The sequence below is a fragment of the Aminobacter sp. P4_H6_2 genome (assembly GCF_056400805.1).
In genome coordinates this window covers 1-12,902 of the sequence record NZ_JBFUKO010000096.1, presented here as the reverse complement: position 1 = coordinate 12,902, position 12,902 = coordinate 1, and the positions used below count along the sequence as shown (strand labels likewise).

Sequence of the window (12,902 nt, the reverse complement as noted above, 5' to 3'; positions counted from 1 at the left end):
TCGCGTCCCGGCGAAGTCCGCTTCGGCGAAGGCAACGACTGGATGGAGATCCTCGGTTGCGGCATGGTCCATCCGAACGTCCTGCGCCATGGCGGTCTCGATCCCGACGAGTATCAGGGTTTCGCCTGGGGCATGGGCATCGACCGCATCGCCATGCTGAAATACGGCATGCCSGAYYTGCGCGCCTTCTTCGACGCSGATGTCCGCTGGCTCCAGCACTACGGCTTTAGGCCGCTCGACATGCCGACCTTGTTCGGTGGCCTGAGCGCATGATCGACGCTGCCGACCGATATGCCGGTGCGGTGACCTTCGCTTTCGGCGACAGCCCCGAGCTCGCCGACGAGCTGCTGGCGCTGATGCTGTCGGGCAAGAAGACCGCGACCTGCGGCGCCTTGCGCGACTACGGCGGCGACGAACCGGTGCCTGAAGTCGGCCGCCGCGACGTGGTGCTCGACGGCCAGGGCCGGCGTGCTGCCGTCATCGAGACCGTCGAAGCGATCCAGCGCCGCTTCGACGAAGTCGATGTCGAATTTGCTGCCGCGGAAGGCGAAGGTGACCTGTCCTATGAATACTGGCGTGAGGCCCACGAGGCATACTTCGCCCGCAATGGTGGCTTCTCGCCTGACATGATTTTGGTTTGTGAGCGGTTCCGCGTGGTGGAAGTGCTCGACCGCAACGACACGAAACGAGTGAACCCATGAAATTCACCCTCTCCTGGCTCAAGGACCATCTCGACACCGACGCTTCGCTCGAACAGATCGTCGAGCGGCTGACCTCGATCGGCCTCGAAGTCGAATCCGTCGACGACAAGGCGGCGCTCAAGCCCTTCGTCATCGCCAAGGTGCTGACGGCTGAGCGTCACCCCGACGCCGACAAGCTGCAGGTGCTGACAGTGGACACCGGCACGGGCACGCCTGTGCAGGTCGTCTGCGGTGCGCCCAATGCGCGTGCCGGTCTGGTTGGTGCCTTCGCCGCCCCCGGCGTTTACGTGCCCGGCATCGACGTCACGCTTTCCGTCGGCAAGATCCGCGGCGTCGAAAGCCACGGCATGATGTGCTCCGAGCGCGAATTGCAGCTCTCGGATGAGCACAACGGCATCATCGACCTGCCTGCCGATGCGCCGGTGGGCACGTCCTTCGCCGCTTACGCCAAGCTCGACGATCCGATGATCGAGATCAATTTGACGCCAAACCGTCCCGACGCCACCAGCGTTTATGGCATTGCCCGCGATCTCGCGGCGTCCGGTCTCGGCACGCTCAAGGACGGTGCTGTCGCGCCGATCGCCGGCGAAGGCGATTGCCCTGTCAAGGTGACGATCGAGGCCCCCGAGCTGTGCCCCGGCTTCGCGCTTCGCCTGGTGCGCGGCGTCAAGAACGGCCCCTCGCCCAAGTGGATGCAGCAGCGCCTGATCGCCATCGGCCTGCGCCCCATCAACGCGCTGGTCGACATCACCAACTACGTCACCTTCGACCGTGGCCGCCCATTGCATGTCTTCGATGCCAGCAAGGTCGCCGGCAATCTGGTCGTCCGCCGTGGCCGCGACGGCGACAAGGTGCTGGCGCTCGACGGGCGCGAATATGCGCCGACGTCAGAGATGTGCGTCATCGCTGACGACAATGGCGTCGAGTCGATTGCCGGCATCATGGGCGGCGAGCATTCCGGCTGCGACGAAAACACCACCGACGTGCTGATCGAGTCGGCACTTTGGGACCCGATCACCACGGCCCGCACCGGCCGCGCGCTCGGCATCATCACCGATGCGCGCTACCGCTTCGAGCGCGGCGTCGACCCCGAGTTCATGGTTCCGGGCGTCGAGCTGGCGACGAAACTCGTGCTCGAACTCTGCGGTGGTCAGCCGACCAGGACCGATGTCGTCGGCTATGCCGGCCACGCGGCCAAGGTCGTCTCCTTCCCGCTCAGCGAGGTCAAGCGCCTGACCGGCATCGACCTGCCGAAGGCCGAGAGCCTCGACATCCTGGTCCGCCTTGGTTTCGGCGTGAAGGGTGATGGCGATGTGGTCGATGTCACGGTTCCGTCCTGGCGCCCCGACGTCGACGGCAAGGCCGATCTGGTCGAAGAGGTCATGCGTATCCACGGCGTCGACAACATCGCGCCGCAGCCGCTTGGCGCGCACGACGCGGTCAACGGCAAGATCCTGACCACGCTGCAGATCCGTACCCGTGCTGCGCGCCGCGCGCTCGCCGTGCGCGGCATGATGGAGGCGGTCACCTGGTCGTTCATCCCGGCCAAGCACGCCGAGTTGTTCGGCGGCGGCCAGCCCAGCCTCAAGCTGTCGAACCCGATCGCAGCCGACATGTCCGACATGCGGCCATCGCTTTTGCCCGGCCTGATCGCCGCTGCCCAGCGCAACGCCGACCGTGGCCTCAGCGATGTCGCCCTGTTCGAGGTCTCGGGCACCTATGAGAGCGATACGGCAGACGGCCAGCGCCGCGTTGCATCAGGCGTTCGCCGCGGCACCGCCAAGCTCGAAGGCTCGGGCCGCAACTGGGCCGGCAATGCCGGCAATGTCGGCGTCTTCGACGCCAAGGCTGATGCGATCGCCGCACTCGAAGCCTGCGGCGCACCTGTCGACCGCCTGCAGATCGAAACCGGCGCGCCTGAATGGTACCACCCCGGCCGTTCCGGCGTGATCAAGCTCGGCCCCAAGGTCGTGCTCGGCACATTCGGCGAGTTCCACCCCAGGACGCTCGAAGGTCTCGACGTGTCGGGCCCGCTCTGCGGTTTCGAGGTTTACGTCGATGCCGTCCCGGAGCCCAAGGTCAAGCCGACCAAGACCAAGCCAAGGCTCGACCTGTCGGCCTTCCAGGCGGTCAAGCGCGACTTCGCCTTCGTCGTCGACAAGGCGGTCGAGGCCGGCACGCTGACGCGCGCGGCGCTTGCCGCCGACAAGAAGCTGATCACTGCCGTTTCGGTGTTCGATATCTTCGAGGGCGCGTCGCTTGGCGAAGGCAAGAAGTCGATCGCCATCGAGGTGTCGATCCAGCCGCAGGAAAAGACCCTGACTGACCAGGATTTCGAGGCACTTGCGACCCGTATCGTCGAGAACGTCAAGAAGCAGACCGGCGGCGCCCTCAGGAGCTGACAGGTTCGAGGCGGCGATGGACCACCTTCGCTATGCAGGCCTGCCGTTCGAAGAGCAACGGCAGGCCTTTTTTGATATCCTTCTGGCAGATCCGCTGGTGCGCGGAGCGCTCGAAGGGGCTGTGCGGCTGGCCTTGCCGCAATGGATGATCGTTTCGGGCGCGCTCTGCAACAGCGTCTGGAACTATCTGACCGGCCGCCCCGCCGGCTATGGCGTCAAGGATGTCGACCTGTTTTACTTCGACGGCTCGGACCTCTCATGGGAGGCTGAGGACGCTGCGATCCGGCAAGGTGCGGAGATGTTCGCGGACCTGCCGCTGCCGGTTGAAATCCGCAACCAGGCGCGCGTTCATCTCTGGTTCGAGCAGCATTTCGGCTATCCGCGCGCCCCGCTCCTGTCGAGCGCCGAATCCCTCGAACATTTCGCATCGCGCACCCATGCAGTCGGGCTGCGCTTGGCGCCCGGCGGAACGCCCGAACTTTGCGCCCCGTTCGGCCTGGACGACATCTTTTCGTTTCGCGTGTTGCCCAACCACCGCCATGACAATCGCCTCACCCACGAAACCAAGGGCCGGCGCGTAAAACAGATGTGGCCCGAGGTCTCGGTCATTGATTGGTGAGCAAGCCGGCCGGGCTTTTCCACTAAAGAGCTGGACGAAACGCGCCTGGAATTCGTTGTGCATCGGAGATGTCTTCCATGCTGCGCAACACGACCACGCGTTACGGCTGGGCCGCGATCGTCCTGCATTGGCTGATCGGCCTGATCTTTATCGGCCAGTTTGTGCTTGGCTGGACGATGACCCGCATCGCCAGCCAGCGCACCGCCTTCGAGCTGATCCAGCTGCACAAATCCTTCGGTTTCCTGCTGCTTGGGCTGGTTCTCATCCGAATTGGCTGGCGGCTTGCCAATCCAAGCCCCGAATTGCCTGACGAGGTCGGCCCGGCCGAACGCGCTGCGGCCCCAGCCGCTCATTTTCTGCTTTATGCGGCGCAGCTTGTCGTGCCGCTGTCGGGCTGGGCGCTGGTTTCCGTGTCGGTGCTCGAAATCCCGTCCATGCCATTCAACCTGTTCCTGATGCCCAATTTGCCGCTTGGGGTTTCCGAGCAGGCGGAGAATTTCTGGATCTTCAGCCACAAATGGCTGGCCTATGCCGCCATCGCGTTGGTCGTGCTGCACATTTTGGCGGCCCTGCGCCACCATTTCTGGCTGCGCGACGTCGTGTTGGCCAGGATGATTTCGCCTTTTGTCGCCAGCCGCGCGCGGAAGTCGGAATAGCCGCCCCGGCCAATACGTTGGTTCTGTGCGTGGCCAGCGAGCCGCGCCATCAGGGAGTACGATGAGATGTCTTTGCGTGTTCTTGGCGTTGCAAGCTTCTTGGCACTTGGTCTGATCGGCACTACCGCCTCGGCGGTGGCACTGTCCGATGCTGCCGGGCACTATGCCATCTCCGCCAATGGTTCGAGCATCCGCTTTGTCATCGGCAAGGTTGGTGGCGGCGGGTTGAACGGTGCCTTTGGTCATTTCTCGGGCAGCATCAGCATCGACGGCGGCGATATTGGCCGTTCGAAGGTCGACATCACCATCTATTCCGACAGCGTCGGCACGGGCGAAGGCCGCGTCGATGCGTTCTTGAAGTCGGACGCTGTCTTCGATGCCGCCAATTCGCGCCAGATCACCTTCCGCTCGACGTCAGTGCAGCGCACCAGCGACAATTCGGCCGTTGTCACCGGACAGCTGACCGCGCGTGGCCGTACCTCGACGGAGAAGTTTGAGGCACAGCTGCAGGGCTTGAAGAATGGGCAGCTTCATTTCCACGTCAGCGGCAAGGTGCTGCGGTCGCGTTATGGCATGGACGTCGGCACGCCGCTCTATTCCAACATCGTCGATTTCGAGATGAGTTTCGCGGCCCGCCGCGCCTGACCATCCCAATCTCCGCTGGCATTTTTCGCCCCTTTTGCGCACAGTTCGGGTTGGCGGCCGCCAGGGCCGAATTCAAGTATCGGAGGCGAGATGTTTCGTTGGGGCGTACTTTCGACAGCCAAGATCGGCCGTGAGCAGCTGCTGCCGGCGATCGCCGATTCCGACAATGGCGTGGTCGCTGCCATCGCCAGCCGCGACATCGCCAAGGCCAAGGCGCTGGCCGACCGCTTTGGCGCCCGCCACGCCTTCGGCTCCTATTACGAGCTGCTCGCGTCCGACGCGGTCGACGGCGTCTACATCCCGCTGCCGACCTCGCAGCATCTGGAATGGGCGGCGAAGGCGGCCGAAGCCGGCAAGCATGTGCTGGTCGAAAAGCCGCTGGCGCTCAAGGCTGACGACATCGCCCCGCTGATCGCCATCCGCGACCGCAAGAAGGTCATCGTTTCCGAGGCCTTCATGGTCACTTACCACCCGCAATGGCTCAAGGTGCGCGATCTGATCGCGTCGGGCGCCATCGGAAAGCTCAAGCATGTCCAGGGTGCGTTTTCCTATTTCAACGTCGACCCCAACAACATGCGCAACCAGCTCGACCTTGGCGGTGGCGCCCTGCCCGACATCGGCGTCTATCCGACGGTCACAACGCGGTTTTCGACTGGCAAGGAGCCACAACGGGTGCAGGCAAGCATCGAGCGCGACAAGAAATTCGGCACCGATATCTATTCCAGCGTGCGCGCCGATTTCGGCGATTTCGAGCTGTCCTTCTATCTCTCGACCCAGCTCGCCAACCGCCAGCTGATGGTCTTCCACGGCGACAAGGGTTTCATCGAAATCCACTCGCCCTTCAATGCCGGGCTCTACGACCATCACCGCGTCGAACTCCACAACGCCGGCCACAATGAARCAACCGTGTTCCGCTTCCCCGGCACGCAGCAGTACCGGCTCGAGGTCGAGGCCTTTGTGCGCGCAGCACAAGGCGGCAAGGACCATGTATTTTCGCTCGAGGAATCGGTGCTCAACCAGAAGGTCATCGACGCGATTTTCCGCGCCGGCGAGCATGACGGCTGGGAGAAGGTTTAGGCGGGCCTTTCTGCCGTCGGGCATTTTTATGCTAGGGAGCGCGAAATGATCTCCCAATCCAAGAGTTGCCGATGATTCCCTGGTCCGTTCTCGACACCGCAAAGATCCCCGGTGGCGGCGAGGAGCTGCGCTTGAAGCAGCGCGGCCACGAGTTCTCGATCATGCTCGGCACCAACGAGCTGATGAACAGCCGCCTCAGCGGCTCGGAAAAGGCGCTGGCGACGCTGACCTCGGAGCGCATCCGCGACCGCGCCCGGCCCCAGATGCTGGTCGGCGGGCTCGGCATGGGCTTTACGCTGCGCGCCGCTCTGGTCGAGCTTGGCGCCAATGCCCGCATCGTCGTTGCCGAGCTGGTGCCCGAGGTCGTCGCCTGGGCGCGTGGGCCGATGGCGGAAATCTTTGCCGGTAGCCTCGACGACCCGCGCGTCGAAATCGTGGAGGACGATGTCGGCCGCGTCATTGGTGCCGCCAAGGCGACCTATGATGCTATCCTGCTCGATGTCGACAACGGCCCGGAAGGGTTGTCGCGCAAGGCGAATGACAGTCTCTACAGCCACGCCGGACTGGATGCCGCCCGCGCGGCGTTGCGTCCGGGCGGAATACTGGCGGTGTGGTCGCAAGGTCCCGACCGCAGCTTCACCCGGCGTCTTGAGGTCTGCGGCTTTGCCGTCGAGGAGGTCAAGGTCCGCGCCAACGGCAAGAGCGGCGCCCGCCATGTAATCTGGCTCGCAACAAATGGGGCAAAGGTGATGGGGCGTTAGCCCCACACCAGAAGCGCGATCATGCCGACGCCGCCAACCAGCAGACGCCACCAGCCAAACAGCGCATAACCATTGCGCGAAACGTAATCGAGCAGGTGCCGGACAACAAACAGCGCCGTGACGAAGGCGACGATGAAGCCGATACCGATCACCGGCAGGTCGGCCGCCGATAAGACGTCGCGGTTCTTGTAGAGATCGTAGGCGAATGCCCCAACCATGGTCGGCATGGCGAGGAAGAACGAGAACTCCGCCGCCGCCCGCTTTTCCACGCCCATCAAAAGCGAACCGACGATCGTCGCACCCGAGCGCGAGGTGCCGGGGATCATAGCCAGGCACTGGAACAGGCCGATCCTGAGATAGACCGACAGCGGAAACTTGGTGACGTCGCCATAGCGTGGCTTGAGGTCGAGCTTGTCGACGAACAACAGCACGATGCCGCCGAGGATCAGCATTGTGCAGATCAGCTTCGGCGATTCAAACAGCACCGTCTTGATGAAATCATGCGCCAAAGCGCCGATGATCGCCGCCGGCAGGAAGGCGATCAGGATGCCTGCGACAAAACGCTGGGTCTGGGGATCGCGCGGCAAGGTGATCAGCATCTGCCACAGCCGCGCCGAATAGACCGACAGGATCGCTAGGATCGCACCGAGCTGGATGAGGATCTCGAAGGTCTTGCCGGTCGAGTTGAAGCCAAGGAAATGCCCGGCGAGCAGGATATGGCCGGTCGAGGAGACCGGGATGAACTCTGTTAGCCCCTCGATCAAGCCGAGCAGAAGCGCATTGATGATTGTCTGGCTATCCATTCCAGTCCCCGCGAGGTGGTTCATTCGCGATTGCTTGTCATAGGGCGGAACTCACCCTATAGGTCGGTTCGCCCGAGAGCCCGGCGAGCCGGGTCCAGAAGCTCTAGCGGCGCGGCAACCGATTCGCCAGAGCGCCATCGATCACGAAATTTCGCAGGACCATGCTGACGCTTTTCCATCACCCAATGTTCGCGACATGCCGTTTCGTCCGCCTTGCGTTCGGCGAGTATGGCGAGGAGTTGGCGCTGATCGAGGAGAAGCCGTGGACGCGGCGCAAGGAGTTTTTGGCGCTCAATCCGGCTGGCACGCTGCCGGTGCTGCTCGCCGAGGGCGACGTGCCGATCGTCGGCGCGATGATCATTTCCGAATATATCGACGAGACGCGCGGCGTGCTGAAGCGCGAGCGCCGGCTGTTCGCCGAGGACCCGATGGAGCGCGCCGAAATCCGCCGCCTCACCGACTGGTATCTGACCAAGACCGAAAGCGAAGTCACCCGGCATCTGGTGYGCGAGCGGGTGTTGAAGCCGCACATGCCCGAATCGGCAGGCGGTGGCTCGCCCGATTCAGCCGCGATCCGTGCGGCCCGTGCCAACATCCGCCAGCACATGAAATACACCAACTGGCTTGCCGGCACGCGTCACTGGCTCGCAGGGCCACGTATCACCTATGCCGACCTTGCCGCTGCCGCCTCGCTATCCGTGCTCGACTATCTCGGCGAGATCGAATGGCGCGAATATTCCTCGGCGCGCGAATGGTACACCAGGGTCAAGTCGCGGCCATCCTTCCGGCCCCTGCTCACCGACCGGGTACGCGGCCTGACACCGGCATCGCATTATGCGGACCTCGATTTCTGATACGGCGCTGCGCCAGCTGATCGAGCGCGAAGCCAAACGCGCCGGCTTTGCCGCCGTCGCCGTCACGCGCCCAAACGCGATTCCGCTGGCCCCCGCCCGTCTGGCCCAGTTCGTCGATGAAGGCTTGCACGGCTCCATGGGCTGGATCGCCGAAACGCTGGAGCGCCGCAGCGAACCCTCCGTTTTGTGGCCCGAGGTGCGCTCGATCATCGTTCTGGCGATGAACTACGGACCCGACAACGACCCGCGCGACCTCCTTTCCCACAAGGACCGCGCCGCGATCTCGGTCTATGCCCGCAACCGCGATTATCACGACGTCATGAAGGGCCGGCTGAAGGAGATCGCCGGCAAGATCGTCGCCCGCGCCGGCGGCGACGTGAAGGTGTTTGTCGACACCGCCCCCGTGATGGAAAAGCCCTTGGCCGAGGCGGCAGGACTTGGCTGGCAAGGCAAGCACACAAATCTGGTCAGCCGCGAGTTCGGCTCCTGGCTGTTTTTGGGCACCATCTTTACCACCGCCGAGCTTGAGCCCGACGCCGCCGAGGTCGACCATTGCGGCTCCTGCCGCGCCTGCCTCGATGCTTGCCCGACCGACGCGTTTCCTGCGCCTTACCGGCTCGATGCGCGGCGCTGCATCTCCTACCTCACCATCGAAAACAAGGGGCCGATCCCGCTCGAATTCCGCCACAAGATCGGCAATCGCATCTATGGCTGCGACGATTGCCTTGCCGCCTGCCCGTGGAACAAGTTCGCCCAGGCCGCGTCCGAGCAAAAACTCGCCGCCCGCGACGACCTGCGCGAGCCGCGCCTCGCCGAGCTGCTCGCACTCGACGATGCGACCTTCCGCACCTTCTTCTCGGGGTCACCGGTCAAGCGCATCGGCCGCGACCGTTTTATCCGCAACGTGCTGATCGCGTCAGGCAATTCGGCTGACGCCACCTTGATCGAGCCCTGCCGGGCCTTGCTCGCCGACCCCTCGCCTCTGGTGCGCGGTGCTGCGATCTGGGCGCTGTCGCGGCTCGCGCCGGGCGAGACGTTTTCGGCTCTTGCGCAACAGGCTTTGAAGACCGAAACCGAAGACGACGTGATTGCCGAATGGCAGCTCACGCAAGTCGAACCCGCACGGACGCAGGCATGACCGAGCAGAAAATATTCATCTTCGGCGCCGGCTATTCCGGCAAGGCATTCGCCCGCATGCGCCTACAAGGCGTTCGCATCGCCGGCACCACGCGCTCGGCGGACAAATTCGCGGGCCTCGAAGCAGCTGACATCGAGGCTTTTGTCTTCGACGGACAGCTCACTCCTGAAGTAAGGGCGCAACTGGCCGCAACAACCCATCTCGTCGTCTCCGCCGCACCCGGCGACGACGGCGACCCGGTGCTCAATGCCGCCCGCGAGGCGATCGCTCACGGCATGCCACTGCTGCGCTGGATCGGCTATCTCTCCACCGTAGGCGTCTATGGCGACCATGGTGGCGCCTGGATCGACGAGACCGCCACATGTCGGCCGAAGCCCGGCCGTTCCTCGATGCGGCTCGCCGCCGAGCAGGCTTGGCACGAGCTTGGCGAAGCGATCGGACGGCCAGTCGCGATCCTGCGCCTGTCGGGCATCTACGGCCCGGGGCGCAACGCCTTCGTCAATCTCCAAAGCGGCACCGCCAAGCGCCTGGTCAAGCAGGGTCAGGTGTTCAACCGCATCCATGTCGACGACATATCAGGTGCGTTGTGGTTCCTCGCCGATGGCGATTATGGTGGGGTCTTCAACGTCACCGACGATGAGCCCGCGCCGCCGCAGGATGTCGTCGCTTATGCCGCTGACCTGATGAGTGTTGCGCCGCCGCCCGAAATTCCTTTCGAGACCGCCCAACTTTCGCCCATGGCACGGTCTTTCTATGGCGAGAACAAGCGCGTCGCCAACACCGCGATCAAGGCGTTGGGCTACGGTTTCCGGTTGCCCAACTACCGTACGGCGCTGGACAGCATGTGGGCCGACGGCAGCTGGCGCGGCGAAGGCGAGGGCGACAGGCGCAGCCCGATAAGGCAAGGCTGAACCGGCTGGACGCGACGAAATGACTGGGATGCGGGAGTCGAAATTTACCTTTCGGTAACCATGGCGGCCCAAGCTGGTGGAGAGGATCGGACTCCAATGACGGCATTTTTCAGCAGATTTCTGAGCAAGGCGGCGCGCTTCGCCATGGTCGCGGCAACGCTTGGGCTTGTCGGCCTCGACATGCAGGCGGCAAGTGCCGCGGAGCTTGCGAAAGACCTGTTTGGCTCCAAGAAGCTGCCGGCGGCGATCGCTGCGCATTCCTACGGCTTCTACTCCAAGGGCTGCTTCTCCGGCGGCGTGGCGATTGCCACTGACGGGCCGACCTGGCAGGCCATGCGCCTGTCGCGCAACCGGCGCTGGGGTCATCCGGCCATGATCTCGCTGATCGAAAAGCTGTCGCGCGATGCCACCGCCGACGGCTGGCCGGGCCTGTTGATCGGCGACATCTCGCAGCCGCGCGGCGGCCCGATGCTGACAGGCCACGCTTCCCACCAGATCGGCCTGGACGCCGACATCTGGTTCACGCCCATGCCCGATCACCGGCTTTCGGCGAGCGAGCGCGAAAACATGAGCGCTGTCTCGATGGTCAACGAGAAGACCCACCGGGTCATCGAAAAGCGCTGGACGCCAGCGCATGCGCGGCTGCTTGAGCGCGCCGCGAGCTATCCCGAGGTCGAGCGCATCCTCGTCAATCCGGGCATCAAGCAGAAACTCTGCGAGACCGTCACCGGAGACCGCTCCTGGCTGCGCAAGGTCCGGCCCTTCTGGGGTCACGATTACCATTTCCACATCCGCATCGGCTGCCAGCCCGGCTCGATGGGCTGCAAGGAACAGGATCCGACGCCGCGTGGCGACGGCTGTGACAAGTCGCTGGCCTGGTGGTTCACCGAAGAGCCCTGGCGCCCGGCCACCAGTCCGGAAAAGCCCAAGGCGCGCGACATCATGACGATGGCCAGCCTGCCCAAGCAATGCGTCGCCGTGCTCAATGCGCCCTCCCCGACTTCAGAAGCGGCCGTCACTTTCCGTGGCAAAGGCGCGCCTACGGCTGTGGTCGCGGCGCCAGAGCCCGAGGCGGTGGCGCCGGGCAAGCCGGTCATTTCACAGTCCGGCGGTGCGCCGGCTGCGGCCAACGCCTTCGCGCCCAGGCCTTCAGTGGACATCCCGTTGCCGCGTCCTCGACCGACGAACAACTAATCCGGCAAAGCGGCGGGCGCCGACCCGCTTCCCATGTCGCGGAAATCCGTTTATGGATTTCAACCGATTTAACCTGTCGGGGCGTCTTACGAGTGACACCAGCCTTGCGTCTCGCACTGATCGCCCATGATGAGAAGAAGGACGACATGGTCGCCTTCGCCGGCGCTCATGCCGACTTCCTCATGACCTGTCATATCGTTGCCACCGGAACCACGGGCCAGCGGGTGCTGGCGGCCTGCCCCGGCCTCAACCTGACGCCGCTGAAGAGCGGTCCGCTCGGCGGTGACCAGCAGATCGGCGCGCTGATCAGCGAGGGCAGGATCGACCTGTTGATTTTCTTCGTTGATCCGCTGACGCCGATGCCGCATGACGTCGATGTGAAGGCATTGATGCGGCTCGCCATCGTCTACGACATTCCCATGGCGTTGAATCGGGCGACGGCCGAGATCATGCTGGAAAACCAAGAGAACGGCTGAACGCCGACGTGGGGACGGAGCCGAGCATGTCACATCCAAGCGAGCAAGCGCAGGCTCTCCCCTTCCCGATCCTGATCGGCGACATCGGCGGCACCAATGCGCGCTTCGCCATCGTCGAGAGCGCCGACAAGGACGCCGGCGAACCGCACATCGTCCAGACCGCCAACTATGCCACCATCGACGACGCCATTCTGGCTGTCCTCGATGGCGCGCCGGTGCGTCCGCGTTCGGCGGTGCTGGCCGTTGCTGGGCCGGTCGAGGGCGAGGAGATCGCGCTCACCAACTGTCCCTGGGTGGTGCGTCCCCGCCAGATGTTTTCGACGCTTGGACTGATCGACATTCTCGTGCTCAACGATTTCGAAGCCCAGGCGCTCGCTGTTGTGGCACTTGGTGACGAGCACATGGAAAAGATCGGTGGCGGCGAGCCGGAAGAGGGTGCTGGCCGCGTCGTCCTCGGTCCTGGCACGGGTCTTGGCGTCGCTGGCCTCGTCCATGCACTTGGTCGCTGGATACCTATTCCCGGCGAAGGCGGTCACATGGATCTCGGTCCGCGCAGCGAGCGCGATTTCGAGGTCTTTCCGCATCTCGAAAAGCTCGAAGGCCGCATTTCGGGCGAGCAGATCCTGTGCGGGCGCGGCCTGGTCAACACCTATCGCGCCGTGGCC

General features: G+C 64.1%; 15 protein-coding genes. 14 read left to right on the top strand and 1 reads right to left on the bottom strand.

The features are described from left to right. The 8 genes from AC1DUU_RS10385 to AC1DUU_RS10350 all read left to right on the top strand — a co-directional run. Positions 1-273: tRNA ligase subunit PheS family protein (locus tag AC1DUU_RS10385; protein ID WP_476783339.1), on the top strand; the 273-nt coding region annotated here is incomplete at its 5' end. Further along, on the top strand, positions 270-701 hold the full coding sequence (locus tag AC1DUU_RS10380; protein WP_476783338.1) for an ASCH domain-containing protein: 432 nt from the start codon (positions 270-272) through the stop codon (positions 699-701). The genes AC1DUU_RS10385 and AC1DUU_RS10380, both read left to right, overlap by 4 nt. Continuing rightward, positions 698-3,103 carry a phenylalanine--tRNA ligase subunit beta gene (gene pheT / locus AC1DUU_RS10375; protein ID WP_476783337.1) on the top strand — a complete coding sequence of 802 codons (2,406 nt, stop codon included), beginning with the start codon at positions 698-700 and terminating at the stop codon, positions 3,101-3,103. Before AC1DUU_RS10380 ends, pheT begins: the two co-directional genes overlap by 4 nt. A 16-nt stretch (positions 3,104-3,119) precedes the next feature. Then, positions 3,120-3,722 carry a nucleotidyltransferase family protein gene (locus tag AC1DUU_RS10370; RefSeq protein ID WP_476783336.1) on the top strand — a complete coding sequence of 201 codons (603 nt, stop codon included), beginning with the start codon at positions 3,120-3,122 and terminating at the stop codon, positions 3,720-3,722. A gap of 68 nt (positions 3,723-3,790) precedes the next feature. Continuing rightward, positions 3,791-4,378 carry a cytochrome b gene (locus tag AC1DUU_RS10365; RefSeq protein WP_476783335.1) on the top strand — a complete coding sequence of 196 codons (588 nt, stop codon included), beginning with the start codon at positions 3,791-3,793 and terminating at the stop codon, positions 4,376-4,378. 66 nt (positions 4,379-4,444) lie between these two features. Beyond that, entirely contained in the window at positions 4,445-5,023 is a 579-nt protein-coding gene (locus AC1DUU_RS10360) for a YceI family protein (RefSeq protein ID WP_476783334.1), read from the top strand. Positions 5,024-5,113: 90 nt separating this feature from the next. Next, positions 5,114-6,100, top strand: coding sequence for a Gfo/Idh/MocA family protein (locus tag AC1DUU_RS10355; RefSeq protein WP_476783333.1), 987 nt, complete (start codon positions 5,114-5,116; stop codon positions 6,098-6,100). A 71-nt stretch (positions 6,101-6,171) separates the two neighbouring features. Then, positions 6,172-6,861 (top strand): spermidine synthase, encoded by a 690-nt coding sequence (locus tag AC1DUU_RS10350; protein ID WP_476783332.1) that lies wholly within the window; start codon positions 6,172-6,174, stop codon positions 6,859-6,861. Here the strand turns inward: AC1DUU_RS10350 and AC1DUU_RS10345 are convergent. Next, positions 6,858-7,664, bottom strand: coding sequence for an undecaprenyl-diphosphate phosphatase (locus tag AC1DUU_RS10345; RefSeq protein WP_476783331.1), 807 nt, complete (start codon positions 7,662-7,664; stop codon positions 6,858-6,860). The genes AC1DUU_RS10350 and AC1DUU_RS10345 overlap by 4 nt on opposite strands. A gap of 161 nt (positions 7,665-7,825) precedes the next feature. On the opposite strand from AC1DUU_RS10345, the gene AC1DUU_RS10340 reads away from it, so the two are divergent. The 6 genes from AC1DUU_RS10340 to AC1DUU_RS10315 all read left to right on the top strand — a co-directional run. Next, positions 7,826-8,518: a glutathione S-transferase family protein gene (locus tag AC1DUU_RS10340; RefSeq protein WP_476783330.1), complete on the top strand. Its 693-nt coding sequence runs from the start codon at positions 7,826-7,828 to the stop codon at positions 8,516-8,518. Further along, a complete protein-coding gene (gene queG / locus AC1DUU_RS10335; protein ID WP_476783329.1) occupies positions 8,499-9,656 on the top strand; it encodes a tRNA epoxyqueuosine(34) reductase QueG in 1,158 nt (385 codons plus the stop codon). Before AC1DUU_RS10340 ends, queG begins: the two co-directional genes overlap by 20 nt. Then, entirely contained in the window at positions 9,653-10,567 is a 915-nt protein-coding gene (locus AC1DUU_RS10330) for an SDR family oxidoreductase (protein WP_476783328.1), read from the top strand. The genes queG and AC1DUU_RS10330 overlap by 4 nt, the downstream gene beginning before the upstream one ends. A gap of 96 nt (positions 10,568-10,663) precedes the next feature. Continuing rightward, on the top strand, positions 10,664-11,761 hold the full coding sequence (mepA, locus tag AC1DUU_RS10325) for a penicillin-insensitive murein endopeptidase (RefSeq protein ID WP_476783327.1): 1,098 nt from the start codon (positions 10,664-10,666) through the stop codon (positions 11,759-11,761). A 92-nt stretch (positions 11,762-11,853) separates the two neighbouring features. After that, the gene (locus AC1DUU_RS10320; RefSeq protein ID WP_476783326.1) at positions 11,854-12,237 is read left to right on the top strand and encodes a methylglyoxal synthase; all 384 of its coding nucleotides are present in this window, start codon (positions 11,854-11,856) and stop codon (positions 12,235-12,237) included. A gap of 26 nt (positions 12,238-12,263) precedes the next feature. Beyond that, on the top strand, positions 12,264-12,902 hold a 639-nt coding region (locus tag AC1DUU_RS10315), incomplete at its 3' end, for a glucokinase (RefSeq protein WP_476783325.1).

What these genes read in the sequence shown, in the direction of transcription:
- AC1DUU_RS10330 (WP_476783328.1), top strand. Translation starts at nt 9,653, where the DNA reads ATGACCGAGCAGAAAATATTCATCTTCGGCGCCGGCTATTCCGGCAAG.
- AC1DUU_RS10380 (WP_476783338.1), top strand. Translation starts at nt 270, where the DNA reads ATGATCGACGCTGCCGACCGATATGCCGGTGCGGTGACCTTCGCTTTC.
- queG (WP_476783329.1), top strand. Translation starts at nt 8,499, where the DNA reads ATGCGGACCTCGATTTCTGATACGGCGCTGCGCCAGCTGATCGAGCGC.
- AC1DUU_RS10365 (WP_476783335.1), top strand. Translation starts at nt 3,791, where the DNA reads ATGTCTTCCATGCTGCGCAACACGACCACGCGTTACGGCTGGGCCGCG.
- AC1DUU_RS10370 (WP_476783336.1), top strand. Translation starts at nt 3,120, where the DNA reads ATGGACCACCTTCGCTATGCAGGCCTGCCGTTCGAAGAGCAACGGCAG.
- AC1DUU_RS10360 (WP_476783334.1), top strand. Translation starts at nt 4,445, where the DNA reads ATGTCTTTGCGTGTTCTTGGCGTTGCAAGCTTCTTGGCACTTGGTCTG.
- mepA (WP_476783327.1), top strand. Translation starts at nt 10,664, where the DNA reads ATGACGGCATTTTTCAGCAGATTTCTGAGCAAGGCGGCGCGCTTCGCC.
- AC1DUU_RS10345 (WP_476783331.1), bottom strand. Translation starts at nt 7,664, where the DNA reads ATGGATAGCCAGACAATCATCAATGCGCTTCTGCTCGGCTTGATCGAG.
- pheT (WP_476783337.1), top strand. Translation starts at nt 698, where the DNA reads ATGAAATTCACCCTCTCCTGGCTCAAGGACCATCTCGACACCGACGCT.
- AC1DUU_RS10350 (WP_476783332.1), top strand. Translation starts at nt 6,172, where the DNA reads ATGATTCCCTGGTCCGTTCTCGACACCGCAAAGATCCCCGGTGGCGGC.